Genomic DNA, 16,509 nt, shown 5'->3' on the forward strand with positions numbered 1-16,509 from the left:
AGGTATTAATGCTTGCAATATCATAAAAAATTAAAATATTTCATTGATTGGAAAAATACATTCAATTATACTTTAACCATAATGAGATCGAGTAAACGTCAGATATTAAAGACATAAGGAGAATAATGATGAAAAATTTTAAAATTGCTAACATTCCGGGTGATGGAATTGGAAAAGAAGTTGTACCTGCAGCAGCAAATGTTTTAAAAGCTATAGCAGCTATTCATGGAGGTTTAAGATTCGAATTTACTGAATTTCCGTGGAGCTGCGAATATTATATGGAGCACGGTAAAATGATGCCGGAGGATGGATTAGAGATAATAAAGGATTATAATGCAATCTTTTTAGGAGCAGTCGGTAATATAGAACTTGTGCCTGATCATATTTCCTTGTGGGGACTTTTAATCAAGTTTCGCCGAGAATTTGAACAAGTTATTAACTATAGACCTGCAAAAGTACTTCCTGGAGTGAAATCAAAGATAGTAAATCCAAAAGATTTTGATCTTATAGTTGTTCGAGAAAATAGTGAAGGTGAGTATAGCGAAGTTGGCGGCAGAATTTTTCGAGGGGAAGATGAAATAGCCATTCAGAATAGCATCTTTTCCAGAAGAGGAACGGAACGAGTTATGCGATTTGCTTTCGAACTAGCTGCTAAACGTAAAAAACATGTAACTAGTGCAACAAAATCCAATGGTATTTTTCATTCCATGCCATTTTGGGATGAAGTATTTAAAGATGTTTCAAGAGATTATTCAACCATTGAAACGGATTCCCAACATATTGATGCGTTGGCTGCCTTCTTTGTAACGAATCCAGAAAGATTTGATGTTATTGTTGCTAGTAATTTATTTGGGGATGTATTAAGTGATTTAGGTGCGGCTATCATGGGAAGTGTAGGAGTTGCACCGGCAGCAAACATTAATGTTAATGGCAAGTATCCTTCTATGTTTGAACCAGTTCATGGATCTGCTCCGGATATTATTGGGAAGAATATTGCTAATCCAATCGGACAAATTTGGACGGCGAAATTAATGTTAGATCATTTTGGAGAAGAAGAGTTAGGCAGTCTGTTATTAGATGTGATTGAAAATACTACAAATAAAGGAATTTTGACTCCAGACATCGGTGGAAAGCATACAACTTCAGAGGTGACAGAAGAAATTATTGAAGGATTAAAGGCGCGATTCTAATCGGATAATCGTGCGGGTTTTTTATCAAATTTTTACAAACGATGAGTAAATTAGCGCAAAAAGACTGGAATAAGTGTGGTAAGATAACCATTTTTATTCCAGTCAATAATACTTCGAGTTAATTTGAGTTGTTAATCTTTAAATACATGATTTCCAATTACTTCTGTCGTAACTTTATCATCTAACCATCTACTTGTTGCGGTATCTGGATTATAGAAGTATAAACTTTCAGTTACAAGGCTTCTGTCTGTGTACAAGGCTTCTTCTACTGCATTTTTACTTTCCTTCCCGGCAGGTTTATTAATTTTGCCGTTACTAACAGGAGTAAACTGTTTGTCCTGGTTAATTACTTCAGAAACAGTGTCAGGAAAATGATTGCTATCTACTCTGTTTAGTACTACAACAGCAACAGCTACCATACCTTCATACGGCTCTCCTTTGGCCTCGGCGTGTACTAGCCTTTCTAATAGATCTTTTTCCTTATCTGTCATATCTACTGTCTCTTCGTTTATATAAATCATTTCTAATTCTTCAACATTAGATTTATGATTAATAAGTTGATGCATACTTAACTTATTGTCCTTGTCTATTTTTTCTTCTTTTTCCGCTGCGTTAGCCACAACAGGGGCGAACATTAATAACATAAAGCCAGTTACTATTGTTGTTATATTTTTCAACATAGGTAAATCCTCCTATTATATATACATATAAGAAGCAGGAAAGCCTGCCAAGATATGAATCTAACATGTATTGCTGAACTTTTAAAGGGTTTTGCTTAAGTAATAATTTCCTTTGTTAGGGATTCTTTGCAACTAATGAAACAAATTCATGAAAAAAGATATAACTTTTTTGCATTCGTATACACGTATGAAGCGATAAATCACATTGTATGGTAATAGTTTCACATAAGGGATTTACCTAAAAAATGGAGTAAATGAAAGAAATTGTAACTACATGATCAATAATTACGCCTATATCGGGTTAGTGAAGCGAAACGATTGGTATATACTCAGAAACCAAGTTGAGAAATAATCTTCCTTTGTTATAATTAGAAAATCGTTGATTTTTGAGAATTTCTTCATTTAGTTTTTCTTTTACTAATTCGTATATTAATAAAAAGAAGATGGATATGAAGAGTAATTAGTAGAAATTAGATGGTTCATCCCACCGCTATTCCTCTAACCACAACATAAAACTTTCCTAAATTATTCTATAAATGAGATATTTTCATCGTTCTATTAAATGACTTTATCAAAGTATGGTTTATTCATTGTTAGGGGGGAGGGAGCAGAACTTAAAAGTTAATGATTTACATAACTTCAGGAGGTAATTACAGCATGGAATTAACAAATAATCCAGCATTATTATGGTTTGTGGCTGGATATGGAGTATTTATGATTATTCTTGGTATCTATTTTTCCAAGAAGATTGCAAACAGTGAAGATTTTATTCTGGCCGGAAAAGGGTTAGGAAGCTTTGTTTTGGCAGGTACATTGTTAGCAACTTGGATGGGAAGCGGAAGTATAACCGGCGGGGAGACTTCAATGGCTTACTCATACGGTATTATTCCAGCTCTCATGATGACGATCCCTACGTGATTAGGTATTGGAATTTTATATTTTATAGCTCCAAAAATCCGTGAGTTTGGTAAATTTACAGTTTCAGGAATATTAGAAGCGAAATATGGTAAAGCAGCTCAATTAATAGCGAGTATTATTATCATATTAGCTTTTGTCGGCATAGTCTCTTATGCCATGACAGGATTAGGTTTTGTATTAAATGTAACGACAGGTATGTCTGTACAAATCGGAACGTTAATCGGTGCAGTTCTTATAATCTTCTTAGCAACGATTGGTGGGCTTCGTTCAGTAGCCCCAACAGATGCGATTAGTGCTTTCCTAGCGTTGATTGGTCTATTCCTTGCTCTTCCGATTATGTTTTCAATCGCAGGTGGATGGGGAGAAATCACATCTAATGTACCAGAGCAACATTTAACTGCGACAAGTACACTAAGTACGGTTCAATTATTAGGATTTTTATTACCGTCTTTCTTTTTATTACTAGGCGACCAAAATATGTATCAGCGTCTTGCTGCGTCAAAAGGTGTAAAAACAAGTAAGAAAGCACAAATCTCTTGGCTTTTGGCTATACTTTTGATTACACCAACTATTTCTCTGATTGCGTTTACGTCTCGTTCGATTTTTGATGATATCGATCCAGGTATGGCACTTATCGGAGCAACGACAATCTTACCAACTGCTGTTGGAGGGATTTTACTTGCAGCTGCAGCCGCATTTATTGTAACAACGGGGAATTCCTATTTATTATCCGCAGCAACTAATGTAACGTATGACATCGTTGGAAAATACGTTAAGAAAGATGCTTCAGATAAACAATTGGTATTATATACAAAGATATTTATTGTCATTTTAGGTGTTTTTTCATTTATTCTAGGAAACTACTTCCCAACGGTACTTGAGGTACAAATGTATACTTATACCGTTTATGGAGCCGGACTAACACCAGCGTTATTAGCAGTATTTTTCTGGAAACGAGTGAATGCTAAAGGTGGTATCTCCTCCATGATTGCAGGTGTAGGGACAACCTTGCTTTGGGAGCTAATTTTAGGTAAACCTTTTGAATTAAATAGTGTGATCGTTGCTATCCCAGTAGCAGTTATCGTATTAATTGTAGTGACATTGATGACAACAGAAAAACCAGTATCAAAAAATAAATAGATTTGTAATAGGCCGGGCATTTATGTCCGGTTTTTCTTTTGTCCAAAAATGATGTATTTACTTAGTTATTTAGAAAAAATAAGTACGATAATATTTGATTAAATATCAACTACTTCCCTACATTATAAATCGAATAAATTCACGTATGGTATTTTTAATGTGTATACGATCTTTCCTCATGACCAACGAATCAATGATCCAGAAAATAAGAGCATTTAAGATTGATAACCATAATAATTCTTTAGAGAAATGCATGGTAAAACTAAATTCTAACAATGTCGGAAGTAATATAATTGTTCCAAAAAATGATACCAACAAATAGAGGATTAAATATTTTACTGAGAATATTTTTGGCTTTCTACGAAGTATTATTTGTATCGGGAAAGCGATGAATAGATAGCAGAAAAAGTAAATAATAGATACAACAATAAAGCCTAAAAATTCAAAGTTCGAATAATATACAAAGAAATAAACTAAACTTGCCATAAAAGATGATAATAAAAGGCAAATGAAAATATGTAATAAAATAAATATGCCTCCTCCAATAATAATCCATTACCTTAATTATAGCAGACACAACATGCTTTGTTTTTCATCTTATGATTTTGTCATCAAAATCAAGAAGTCGAATTTTGTAAGTATAGGATAATCATCCTGCTATAGTCTAGCGTATAATAAAAATTCTATTTTTCACTAGAATATGCCCCACAAAATCCCTAAAAACCTTCCGAAAAACAATGGACGTTTTTACCATTTTTTGTAATACGACAATAAAAGTAGTTAATATTCATTATTTTTCAATAATTCAATTATATCGACATGTACTGACACCTTTTCTGTAATATTTTTGTTATATTATCTCTAACAACTTGGTCCATTCACTTATATTCTCTGATATTAGGAGGTGTGGTATATATCGTTTCAACCTAACATTAATCTTCAAAAAAGAAGAAAAGATGCCAATGTTTGAGGACGGATGGAAAATTGTAAAAGTATGAATTATGGAGGAGATGGAATGAACTTAAAGAAAAAAATAGGTGCTGGAGTATTATCAGCTACTCTAGGTTTAACACTAATTGGAGGGGGGACGTATGCATATTTCAATGATCAGGAAGTAACGACTAATTCATTTGCTGCCGGTACATTAGATCTTTCTGTAGATCCTACAGCCATTATTCAAATTGATAACTTAAAACCAGGGGATACGATGTTGCGTGAATTTTCGTTATCGAATGCAGGAAGTCTAAAAATTGAAAATGTGTTTTTAGAAACAAATTATTCAGTCTTAGATAGTAATAATGACAACACAGATGATTTTGGTAAGCATGTAAAAGTGAATTTCTTATGGAATTGGGATCAAGAAAGTGAACCGGTGTTTGAGACTACTTTATATGAATTAAAAGAAATGGATCCAGATGTTGTCAAACGAGATATTTGGGATCCTTTATGGGAACAGCATGGTGGGCTAGAAGCGGAAGAAACACATGATTTTTGGGTTGAGTTTGAATTTGTAGATGATGGTGAGGACCAGAATGATTATCAAGGGGACAGTCTAGAATTAGAATGGATTTTTAATGCAACACAATCATCTGGTCAGGATATTTAAAAAAAGGAGGGGAAACGATTTGAAAATGAATAAACGTGTGGTTTCATCAGCACTAGCAATAGCTGTATCCATCGGGATTGGTAGTTCAATAGTTGTCGCCGAGGATATTAACATCCAGATGAATAAAACCTATGATACTCCTTCATATATTATTGAAAACTGGAAGTCTCCTAACGGTCTGTCAAAGAAAGAGATCGTTTTAACATATATTGAAAGTAAAGGAGAGGAATTTAAGTTAAATAGTAATCCAAATATAGACTTTCAAATAAATAATGTTAATGCAGATAGTGAGACGGCTACTTCCCATTTTAGAGTGAAGCAAACGTATAAGGGAATTCCTATATATGGTGCAGATCAAACGATTAGCTTAGATGAAAATAACCATGTTACATCTTATTTTGGACAAGTTGTTACTGGTATGAATGAAAGTATTGTAGTAGGTAATCCAATTACAGAATCAGAAATCATCGATATTTTTAAAAGGAACCTTGAAGAAAATATCGGAACTGTGGACCAATTTGATGGGAAGATTGAAGCAGATCCCTATATTTACGAGTATGAAGATGAATTTTATTTCACCTATTTAGTTACTGCATCTACAACTAACCCAGAAGTTGGTTTTTGGCATTATTTTATAGATGCAAAGAGTGGGGAAGTTATTGATCATTTTAATGCATCCCAAGATGTAACCGCATTCGGTACAGGTGTATTTGGCGAAAGACAAAAGTTTGAGGCACAACAGTACGAAGATATGTTTCGACTATTTGATGTAACACGTGGCGATGGCGTTGTTACTTACGACAATACAACAGGAACCAACGTTGATGTACTAAGTTTTAACAAAATGTTTTCTGATGGAGCTGCCGTAGATGCTCATGCAAATGCGCAGAAAACATATGATTATTTCCTAGATACGTTTGGTCGTAATTCTGTGGATGATAATGGTCAAATTCTGATTTCGGCGGTACATGTAGGAGATAATTGGAATAATGCATCTTGGAATGGGAGACAAATGTCGTACGGTGATGGAGATGGTATCAGATTTCACCCATTAGCCGGTGGACTTGATGTAGCTGCCCATGAAATGTCACATGGTGTCATCCAACATACCGCAAATTTGATTTATCGGAATGAATCTGGAGCGTTAAATGAATCCTTCGCGGATATTTTTGGAGCGATGGTAGATCGTGAGAATTGGTTAATGGGTGAGGACATTATGGCGGATGGCACACTTGCGTTACGTTCGTTAGAAGATCCAGCAGTCCTGATTGAAAGAAGAACACAGGAACCATATCCTGACCATTGGGATAGAAGATATGTTGGCCCATTAGACAATGGTGGAGTTCATATTAATAGTAGTATCAACAACAAAGCTGCATATTTAGTAGCTGAGGGTGGAGAACACTATGATGTGGTTGTTGAAGGAGTTGGTCGTGCTGCAACAGAACAGATTTATTACCGTGCGCTTGATCTATATTTGACGAGTACTTCAGATTTTAGCATGATGCGACAGGCTGCGATTCAAGCAGCAACTGATTTATATGGTAGTAATTCACTTCATGTAGAAGCAGTAGAACAAGCCTATAATGCAGTTGGAGTCTATTAATCTAATTTTAAAGACTTTTTAAAAGGGGAGTAGATGATGAGGAAGAAAGTAATGTCGTTGCTATTTACGTTTATCCTTTTATTTTCCACTTTTATATCAGGCGCTACTGGTATTTACGCTTCAGAGAGTGGATTAAATCCAGGAGATGCTCATGATGTTGAAATGCTGCAACAGCCATTAGATGATCTAGATCCATTTATTGAGAATGCAATATCTGATCAGGTGATGCCTGGTGCTGTTGTTCTAGTCGCTCGAGATGGACAGATTGTTAAACATGATGCATATGGCTATGCTGCGCGCTATACGGATGGTAATTTTACCGAAATGGAAAATCCAATTGAAATGCAGGAAAATACCATCTTTGATACAGCGTCTATTTCAAAGCTTTTTACAGCAACAGCAATTATGACTCTTTGGGATGAAGGATTGTTTGAATTGGATGATCCGGTAGCTTTATATATTCCTGAGTTTGCAAGTAATGGGAAAGAAGAAGTCACAATCAAGCAATTATTAACCCATACATCAGGTTTTCGTGCATCTACTACGGTACCCGTCCATGAAATTGAAGGGGATCGTGAAGATCGTTTGGACTTTGTCTTAAATGAAACTTTAGAAGTGCCGCCGGGTACTCGTTACCTCTATAGTGATGTCGATTTTATTACACTAGGAGTGTTAATCGAACGTCTAAGCGGACAACGTCAAGATGAATACGTGGCAGAAAATATAACAGAACCTCTACAAATGAGTGATACGATGTATAGTCCACCTGCTTCACTAAAGAACAGAATTGCTGCAACGGAGTATCAAGCCAATGTAAATCGTGGACTTGTTTGGGGAAGTGTTCATGATGAAAAAGCATGGGCATTGGACGGTGTTGCTGGACATGCCGGGGTTTTTAGTTCGGCAGAGGATTTAGCCGTGTTCGGACAGATGATGTTAAATGAAGGAAGTTACCAAGGTGAACAGATTTTATCCGAGGAAGCCTTTGACCTCATCACTACAAATTGGAATGGTGCCTTCCCAGGCCAAGACCAAGGTTTGGGGTGGGAATTAAATCAAAGTTGGTACATGGATGATTTAGCAGAACAGAATACGATAGGGCATACAGGCTATACAGGTACGTCCATCGTGATTAGCCCTAACAAGAAATCGATTACGATATTACTAACTAATAGAGTACATCCAACAAGAAATACGGTATCAACAAATCCGACCCGCCGAATGGTGTCGGAGAAGACTGCCTCTGCTATCGATGCTTGGAGTGCCGAAAGTATGGCGTCTCTTGTTAATCGTTTGGTTGATCGAGGTGAAATTACAGATGTCTCTACTACTCGATCACTTCTTACACACTTAAGAACAGTCTCTCATTTTGAGTCACTTGATCAAGCTCATAAAGTTCGTAAACACTTAGAAGGTCTTCAATTATTAGTGGATTTTCATAATGAGAATAATTCGATATCAGATAATGCATACGAAACGTTAACTACGGATATCGATTATTTAACAGGAAAATGGCAATAAAACTAGTAATCTATCATTTAATTTTGTATATCTAAAAAGGAGGATGGATACAATGAATTATTTTAATTGGAAGAAACGTTTGTCACAGCTTGTCATAGTTATGTTAATGATCACATTATTTCCACTTACAGGTTTGGCAGAGGAAACGGATATCGAGCCACCTTTAACTGGATTTGAAGAACGAAATGGAGAAGGATGGACGACGCATCCAGAAGAACTTGAGTTTTTAGAAGAAGTAGCTACATTGTCGGATCGCGTCAGTTATGATCAAATAGGCACGAGTGTAGAGGGCAGACCTATACATCTTGTACGTGTTGGTTTCCCAGAACCTCCGTCTGATGAAGACATTGCGAATGGAAACAACATGTTAGTGATTGGTACACAGCATGGAAATGAAGCTGCTCCTAGAGAGATGGCTTTAGAGCTATTACGAGACTTAGCCTTTACTGAGGATGAAGAGTTGGTGGAACTTCTTCATGATACGACAATTTTATTTATACCAACTGCAAATCCTGACGGTAGAGAAGCGGATACCAGAAGTAATGCTGATGGCATTGATATTAATCGAGAACATTTGAGTTTAAGTACGTTAGAGGTACAGGCAATCGCAAGTGTTTTAGATGAGTTCAATCCAGATATTACAGTTGATGCTCATGAACGTCCGCGTGACAGTGGTAATCCAGATATTGAAATGTTATGGCCTAGAAATTTGAATATTGATGAAGAGTTACGCTCTCTGAATCAAGAGATGGTAGAAGATTACTTATTCCCATCAGTAGAAGAGTACGGATTTTCAACTGGGTTATATGGAACCCCGGGAGGAGCTGGTGGTGGAGATGAGCGTATCATGCGTAATATGCTTGGATTACGTAATGGTCTTGGTTTATTAACGGAAACTGCTGGATTACAAGAACCTAATTATCGAGTAGATGCGCAATTGCGAGCGGTAGAAGGTGTGCTTTCATTTTACCATGATCGTTTTCAAGAAATTACTTCCATAGTATCTGGTGCTCCGGAGAGACAAGCGTTTATAGGTAGCGAGCAAAATCAGCCTTTCTATTTAGATGGTGCAGATAATTGGGAACCGACAAATGTCATTGAAACGAAACCAACTGGTTATTTACTTACAAATAACCAAGCAGATGCAATGGCTACGCATATGAATCTTTTTTCTCTAGAGAAAGAAGATGTATATAGTGCAGGTAAGTATATATCGATGAGTCAACCAAAAATGGCGGTTATTCCATTTTTACTTGATAAACGTGCAACCTATAATGAAGTAGAAGGTATAGCATTATATAATAGTCAAAATGTAGGGACGGCAGTGAATATGAATTCATTAGTCGATCACTTTGCAAATGAGAATGCGTTCATAAATGAAAGGGATGTACGTACATTAAAGATGCAATTGACCGCTATAGACCGTTTTGAAAAGAATGAGGATAGCACAAAAGTAAATAAACACTTAGATGGTTTAATCGATCTATTAGACTATCAAGTTGATAACGAACTAATATCTGAAGATGCGGCAGGAGACCTGCTAGGGTATACAGAACTTTTAAAAGAAAAATGGATGGACTAACCGTTTCAAAAAAACATATGATATTACCGTATAGGATTCATTTCCTATACGGTTTTTAAATTGCTTCTAGGGATGAAATAAATAGTGTGTGTAAATTTGTTTCAATACCTTACTTAAGTAGTCTTACTTTATAGAATTGAAGAGAGAATGGTAGAAAATAAATAAATTAATGATTGATTTTCATTTAATCTTTGTTATAATACTTATTATAATATTCTGAACATACCGTATGGTTAGTATGTTGATGATGAAGGAGGAGAATAGATGGATAGACCATGGATAAGACATGTTCCAAAAGGAAACCCAACCAATGTCGAAATACCAGAAATCTCACTTCAAGCGCTATTCTTTAAATCTGTGGAAACTTACGCAGACAAGGTAGCAATGACTTTTTTTGACCAGACGTATACGTATCAACAACTTGAAAAAATGATTTATTCTGTAGCGAATTCCCTCTATAATTTAGGCATTGAAAAAGGCGATCGGATAGCTTTAATGTTGCCGAATTGTCCACAATATCCGATTAGCTATTTTGCTACATTGCTTTGTGGAGGAATTATTGTTCAAATTAACCCAATGTATAAGGCTAATGAGCTTTTACATGTATTAAATGATTCAGAAGCCAAGGTTATTATCTGTTTGGATAGTTTGTTACCTATAGTTGGAGAAGTTAAAGATAAAACGGACTTAATGAACATCATTCCGGTTTCTTTTGAAAGCGATTCCAAATTTAATGAATTGCTTATAGACAAGGGACATAAATTACCAGAGATTACGATTGAACCAGCGGAAGATATTGCGGTTTTGCAATATACCGGAGGAACTACTGGACGATCAAAAGGTGTTATGCTCACTCATTATAATTTGGTGGCTAATACGATACAAAGTTATGGTACTTCGCAAATCAATATAAACACTGGAGAAGAAAAGGTGTTAACCATATCACCATTATTTCATGTATATGGAATGACCAGTTGTATGAATTTTACCTTTTTCATTGGGGGAAATTTAATTTTAGTTCCACGATTTGAAGTCGAACAAACAGTGAACATAATTGAGAAGATGAAGCCTAGTTTATTTATGGGCGTACCGACGATGTTTATCGCTCTATTAAATTATTATCATGAAGAGAAGCAATTTGACTTAAGTTGTTTAAGAACATGTTCAAGTGGATCTGCACCGTTACCAGTGGAAATTATACATCAATTTAATAATGTAAGTGGATCCAATGTTGCGGAAGGATTTGGATTGTCTGAAGCATCTCCAGTCACCCACCGTAATCCAGTTGAAGGATTACAGAAACCAGGGAGTATTGGGATACCTATACCAAATACAGATTCTAAAATAGTTGATTTAGCTACAGGGGAAGAGACATTACCGAATGGTGAAGTAGGTGAGTTAATAATTAAAGGACCTCAAGTGATGAAAGGTTATTGGAGAATGGAAGATGAAACCAATCAAGTGCTCCGAAATGGTTGGTTATATACTGGAGATTTAGCAAAGATGGATGATGATGGGTTCTTTTATATTACTGGAAGGAAAAAAGATCTTATTATTGCAAGCGGTTATAATGTGTATCCGGTTGAGATTGAGGATGTTATTTATAAACATCCAGGTGTACTGGAAGTTGCGATTATTGGGGTGCCAGATAAATATCGCGGGGAAACAGTAAAAGCATTTGTAGTACTGAAAAATAATGCATCACTAACCGAGGAAGATCTAATCCAATATTGTCGAGATAGATTAGCTTCATTTAAAGTACCCCGTTCGGTTGAATTTTTGCAAGAGCTACCAAAGACAGCTGTTGGAAAGATTTTAAAAAGAAAGCTAAAAGAACAATATAGTTAAGTCAATTTTATATTGGTTAGTTACTATATAAATATGCAGTGAAAATTATATATACAAATTGACGAAATACTTGGCTTTGATCGGAATGAAATACGGGACTCCTGCTCTGAATAATGAGCTGAAGATCCACTTGAAAAGTGGTCTGCTATTCAAATTAGCTGAGACTCTGCCTGCTAAAAAGCGTCCGTCTTCAATGGAAATCAAACAGCGTAACATTGGGATCTTATGCCAAATATATTAACTTGATTCAACTACTATAAAAATTTTTAGAGTAAACATACCAACCGGTTAGTATTAAGGTCGAGCTTATAACATATAGATGGTGAAAAGGAGAGGAAAACGATGCATTTAAGATTAACGGATGAACAAAAAATGGTACAGCAAACGATTCGCAAATTTGTAGAAAAGGAGCTTATTCCTTTAGAGAATGATGTGCTACGAAATGAACGAGAAGGTAAACCTAGTCTTTCAAAAGAAAAAGAAGAAGAATTAGTGTTGAAAGCTAAGAATGCAGGCTTTTGGGGAATAAATACGCCTGAAGAGTATGGTGGAGCAGATTTAGGACAAATGATGCAAGCAATAGTTGCGATGGAAGTATCGAAAACTTTTGTCCCATTTCAATTTGGAGGATCTGCGGATAATATTTTATATTATGGCAACGAAGAACAAAAAAATGAATACTTAATTCCTACGATTAATGGGGAGAAGAAGTCATGTTTTGCAATGACAGAACCAGGTGCTGGGTCTGATACACAAAATATTAAAATGACGGCAGTAAAGGATGGCTCCGAATGGGTGCTTAATGGAGAAAAAACCTTTATTACTGGTGGGAATGAAGCAGATTTTGTTATGGTGATCGCGATTACCGATAAGGAATTACATCAGAAGACAAAAGGTAGAGAAGGCGTTACTTGTTTTATTGCTGACCGTGATATGGGTTGGGAATCCGAATATATTCATACGATGGGGGAATGGGGACCAGCTAGCTTGTTTTTTGAAAATGTTCGAATCCCGGAAAAGAATATTTTAGGAGAATTGCATAAAGGCTATAACCTAGGACTCGAATGGATTGGATTTGCAAGGTGGATTGTCGGTGCTCGCGCAGTTGGGACGGCAGAACGACTATTGCAAATGGCGATTGATTATTCAAAAGAGCGAGAAACATTCGGTAAGCCTATTTCAGAAAGGCAAGCAATTCAATGGCAGATTGCGGATTCTGCAGTGGAAGTAGAAGCAGCAAGATGGCTTGTTCTAAACGCAGCGTTCACTCTTGATCAAGGAGAAGATAATCGACACCTAGCATCTATTGCTAAATTGTATGGGGCAAATATGGGTACGAGAGTCGTTGATCGTGTTATGCAAATTCACGGCGGGATGGGTTATACACGTGAATTGCCAATAGAGCGCTGGTATCGGGAAGCAAGATTGTGGAGGATTTATGATGGAACGGACGAAATTCAGCGACTCATTATATCTAGGAATCTACTAAAAGGTCATGTCAAATTAGGACAGTACGTATAGGAGGAAAAAATGATGACAAATAGGTTTTCTGGAAAAGTAGCTTTAATTACCGGTGGTAGTAGAGGAATTGGGAAGGCTATTGCTTCATTATTCGCAGAAGAAGGAGCAAAAGTAGCAATTATTGATGTTAACGAAGAAGCTTTATCACAGTCAGCAAAAGAATTTACAGAAAAAGGCTATACCGTTTATTCAAAGGTTGCAGATGTTGTAAATGCAGAAGAAGTAGAGTTGGCGGTAAAGGAAATCAATGACGCATTTGGCTCAATTGATATTCTTGTAAATAATGCGGGAGTAATTAGAGACAATTTGTTATTTAAAATGACAGACAATGATTGGCAGCAAGTGATGGATGTCCATTTAAAAGGAGCTTTTCATGCAACTCGAGCAGTTCAACAGTATATGGTAGAGCAAAAGTATGGACGCATTATTAATATTTCATCAACATCAGCCCTTGGGAATAGAGGTCAGGCGAACTATGCTACGGCAAAAGCTGGATTACAAGGACTGACGAAAACATTATCCATTGAATTAGGGAAATTTGGTATAACTGCAAATGCTGTTGCGCCTGGCTTTATTGAAACGGATATGACGAAAGCAACTGCTGCTAGAGTTGGTATTCCATTTGATGATTTTGTAAAAGGAAGTGTGAGTCAAATTCCAGTGGGAAGAAGTGGAAAGCCAGAGGATATTGCGAATGCAGTGGCATTTTTTGCGGATGAAAAATCATCATTTGTGAGTGGTCAGGTAATCTATGTTGCGGGCGGACCAAAAGCATAATTTTTAAATGAAGAATGGGGTGTATCTATGTTTCGTCAGGTGATCGGGGAAGAGTCAAAAAAGATTAAAAACGTTGTAGAAAAGGGCATTGTTAAACGATTCTCGGAATCGATTGGTGATTTGCATCCAATCTATGTGGACGAAGAGGTTGGCAGACAATCAAGGTATGGAAGAAATATCGCACCTCCGACGTTTCCAAGAGTATTTGACTACGGAGAGATTGAAGGACTTCATCTTCCAAATAAGGGACTCATACATGGTGAGCAGATTTATCACTATGAACGACCTTTATTGGTAGGGGAAGAATTATATTGTTATACACAAGTAAAAGATTACTATGAAAAAGAAGGAAAAAATGGTTTGATGTGCTTTTTAGTTACGAAAAGATACGGTGAAGACGTACAAGGTAATGTTATTTTTACAGAAGAAGCTACTATCATAATTACTGAAAAAGTAAGGAAGGCGATGGAAGTATGAGTAAGCTAGTAGAGCTTCAGACGGGAGATAGATTAGAACAGATCACATTAAGCCCCGTATCGAGAATGGATTTAATTAAATATGCCGGATCTTCTCTTGATTTTAATCCCATTCATACAGTCGATGAAGAAGCAGCAAAAGCTGGACTTCCAGGGATTATTGCGCATGGCATGTGGACCATGGGAAATCTAGCAAAATTATTTACACCATATTATGAAGAGGGGTTTATTCAAGACTATCAGATTCGTTTTGCTGGAATGGTGTTTTTAAATGATACGGTCACATTGCAGGCGGAAGTCACAGATAGGGCAAGTGACAACTTACTATTTGATGTTAAAGCTGTCAATCAGCATGATAAATCTGTTATTAAAGGCTCGATTAAATTTAAATTATTGAAAGATGAATAGATGGATTTGGGGTGTAATAGATGGAATTTAAGTACTCAGATAAAGTGAATTCTTATCAAGAAAAATTGACGTCATTTATGGAAACGTATATTTATCCGAATGAAAAAGTATATCAGGAGCAACTGGACCCCATGGATCGTTTTTCGACCATCCCACCTATTCTTGAAGAATTGAAACAGAAAGCTAAAGATGAAAAACTATGGAACTTGTTTTTACCAGATAGTGAATACGGAGCGGGATTAACAAACTTGGAATATGCTCCATTGTGTGAAGTTATGGGACGTTCTAGCCTCGCTCCAGAAGTATTTAACTGTGCTGCTCCTGATACAGGTAATATGGAAACCATAGAAAGATATGGTACGGAAGAACAAAAAAAAGCGTGGTTAGAACCTTTATTACATGGAGAGATTCGTTCTTGCTTTTCTATGACAGAGCCGGATGTTGCTTCATCGGATGCAACAAATATAAAGGCAAGTATTATCCGGGATGGTGACGATTATGTTATCAACGGAACAAAATGGTGGTCTTCTGGAGCTGGAGACCCTCGCTGCCAAATCGCTATTGTAATGGGGAAGAATGATCCAGCTGCCCAAAAGCATAAACAACAGTCAATGATTTTAGTTCCAATGGATACACCTGGTGTAACGATTAAACGAACATTACCTGTCTTTGGCTACGATCATGCACCACACGGTCACGCTGAAATTGAGTATCACAATGTGAGAGTACCTGCAACGAATATGTTATTAGGCGAAGGAAGAGGATTTGAAATTGCTCAAGGAAGATTGGGGCCGGGGAGAATTCATCACTGTATGAGAACGATAGGGGCAGCGGAGCGTGCATTAGAACTTTTATGTAAGCGTGTTCTTGATCGGGAAACATTTGGTAAAAAATTGGCAGAACAAGGGGTTATCCAAGAGTGGATTGCAAATGCAAGGATAAGTATCGAACAAGCACGATTATTAACGTTAAAAGCTGCTTATATGATGGACACTGTAGGCAATAAAGAAGCAAAATCCGAAATTGCAATGATAAAAGTAATTGCTCCAAATATGGCGCTTGATGTAATTGATAAAGCTATTCAAGTATTGGGAGCAGCGGGAGTAAGTGAAGATTTCCCGCTTGCTGCGAGTTGGGCTAACATACGAACGTTACGACTTGCTGATGGTCCTGATGAAGTTCATCGCAAGTCCATAGCAAAATGGGAACTGAAGAAGTATCAATAATCGGGAGTTG

General features: G+C 36.6%; 15 protein-coding genes. 13 read left to right on the forward strand and 2 right to left on the reverse strand.

All coding sequences use genetic code 11. The features are described 5' to 3' along the window. Positions 1-128 precede the first annotated feature (128 nt). On the forward strand, positions 129-1,190 hold the full coding sequence (locus OB_RS03625; protein WP_011065067.1) for a tartrate dehydrogenase: 1,062 nt from the start codon (positions 129-131) through the stop codon (positions 1,188-1,190). 131 nt (positions 1,191-1,321) lie between these two features. On the opposite strand, the gene OB_RS03630 is transcribed toward OB_RS03625, so the two are convergent. After that, the gene (locus OB_RS03630) at positions 1,322-1,870 is read right to left on the reverse strand and encodes a cell wall hydrolase (RefSeq protein ID WP_011065068.1); all 549 of its coding nucleotides are present in this window, start codon (positions 1,868-1,870) and stop codon (positions 1,322-1,324) included. A gap of 657 nt (positions 1,871-2,527) precedes the next feature. Here OB_RS03630 and OB_RS18825 point away from each other — a divergent pair. Together OB_RS18825 and OB_RS03635 are read left to right on the forward strand one after the other, a co-directional pair. After that, positions 2,528-2,788, forward strand: a complete 261-nt coding sequence (locus tag OB_RS18825; protein WP_331436996.1) for a hypothetical protein — start codon at positions 2,528-2,530, stop codon at positions 2,786-2,788. A 24-nt stretch (positions 2,789-2,812) separates the two neighbouring features. After that, positions 2,813-3,928: a sodium:solute symporter family protein gene (locus OB_RS03635; protein WP_331437000.1), complete on the forward strand. Its 1,116-nt coding sequence runs from the start codon at positions 2,813-2,815 to the stop codon at positions 3,926-3,928. A 117-nt stretch (positions 3,929-4,045) separates the two neighbouring features. Here the strand turns inward: OB_RS03635 and OB_RS18855 are convergent, their stop codons facing one another. After that, the gene (locus tag OB_RS18855; protein WP_379604862.1) at positions 4,046-4,480 is read right to left on the reverse strand and encodes a UPF0715 family protein; all 435 of its coding nucleotides are present in this window, start codon (positions 4,478-4,480) and stop codon (positions 4,046-4,048) included. Between the two features lie 463 nt (positions 4,481-4,943). Here OB_RS18855 and OB_RS03640 point away from each other — a divergent pair, with 463 nt between their 5' ends. The 10 genes from OB_RS03640 to OB_RS03685 all read left to right on the forward strand — a co-directional run bounded on the left by OB_RS03640 (position 4,944) and on the right by OB_RS03685 (position 16,499). Further along, entirely contained in the window at positions 4,944-5,534 is a 591-nt protein-coding gene (locus tag OB_RS03640) for a CalY family protein (RefSeq protein ID WP_011065072.1), read from the forward strand. A gap of 25 nt (positions 5,535-5,559) precedes the next feature. Continuing rightward, positions 5,560-7,140, forward strand: a complete 1,581-nt coding sequence (locus OB_RS03645; RefSeq protein WP_173338126.1) for a M4 family metallopeptidase — start codon at positions 5,560-5,562, stop codon at positions 7,138-7,140. Positions 7,141-7,176: 36 nt separating this feature from the next. Further along, positions 7,177-8,661 carry a serine hydrolase domain-containing protein gene (locus OB_RS03650; protein ID WP_011065074.1) on the forward strand — a complete coding sequence of 495 codons (1,485 nt, stop codon included), beginning with the start codon at positions 7,177-7,179 and terminating at the stop codon, positions 8,659-8,661. 52 nt (positions 8,662-8,713) lie between these two features. Next, positions 8,714-10,243 (forward strand): M14 family zinc carboxypeptidase, encoded by a 1,530-nt coding sequence (locus OB_RS03655; RefSeq protein ID WP_011065075.1) that lies wholly within the window; start codon positions 8,714-8,716, stop codon positions 10,241-10,243. 264 nt (positions 10,244-10,507) lie between these two features. Further along, positions 10,508-12,091, forward strand: coding sequence for a long-chain-fatty-acid--CoA ligase (locus tag OB_RS03660; RefSeq protein WP_011065076.1), 1,584 nt, complete (start codon positions 10,508-10,510; stop codon positions 12,089-12,091). A gap of 342 nt (positions 12,092-12,433) precedes the next feature. Next, a complete protein-coding gene (locus OB_RS03665; RefSeq protein ID WP_011065078.1) occupies positions 12,434-13,612 on the forward strand; it encodes an acyl-CoA dehydrogenase family protein in 1,179 nt (392 codons plus the stop codon). A gap of 12 nt (positions 13,613-13,624) precedes the next feature. Next, positions 13,625-14,389: a 3-oxoacyl-ACP reductase FabG gene (gene fabG / locus OB_RS03670; RefSeq protein ID WP_011065079.1), complete on the forward strand. Its 765-nt coding sequence runs from the start codon at positions 13,625-13,627 to the stop codon at positions 14,387-14,389. A 27-nt stretch (positions 14,390-14,416) separates the two neighbouring features. After that, on the forward strand, positions 14,417-14,866 hold the full coding sequence (locus tag OB_RS03675; protein ID WP_011065080.1) for a MaoC family dehydratase N-terminal domain-containing protein: 450 nt from the start codon (positions 14,417-14,419) through the stop codon (positions 14,864-14,866). After that, positions 14,863-15,273 (forward strand): MaoC family dehydratase, encoded by a 411-nt coding sequence (locus tag OB_RS03680; protein ID WP_011065081.1) that lies wholly within the window; start codon positions 14,863-14,865, stop codon positions 15,271-15,273. Before OB_RS03675 ends, OB_RS03680 begins: the two co-directional genes overlap by 4 nt. A gap of 20 nt (positions 15,274-15,293) precedes the next feature. Beyond that, a complete protein-coding gene (locus OB_RS03685; protein WP_011065082.1) occupies positions 15,294-16,499 on the forward strand; it encodes an acyl-CoA dehydrogenase in 1,206 nt (401 codons plus the stop codon). Positions 16,500-16,509: the final 10 nt, after the last annotated feature.

The organism is Oceanobacillus iheyensis HTE831 (genome assembly GCF_000011245.1).
Taxonomy (GTDB): domain Bacteria; phylum Bacillota; class Bacilli; order Bacillales; family Amphibacillaceae; genus Oceanobacillus; species Oceanobacillus iheyensis.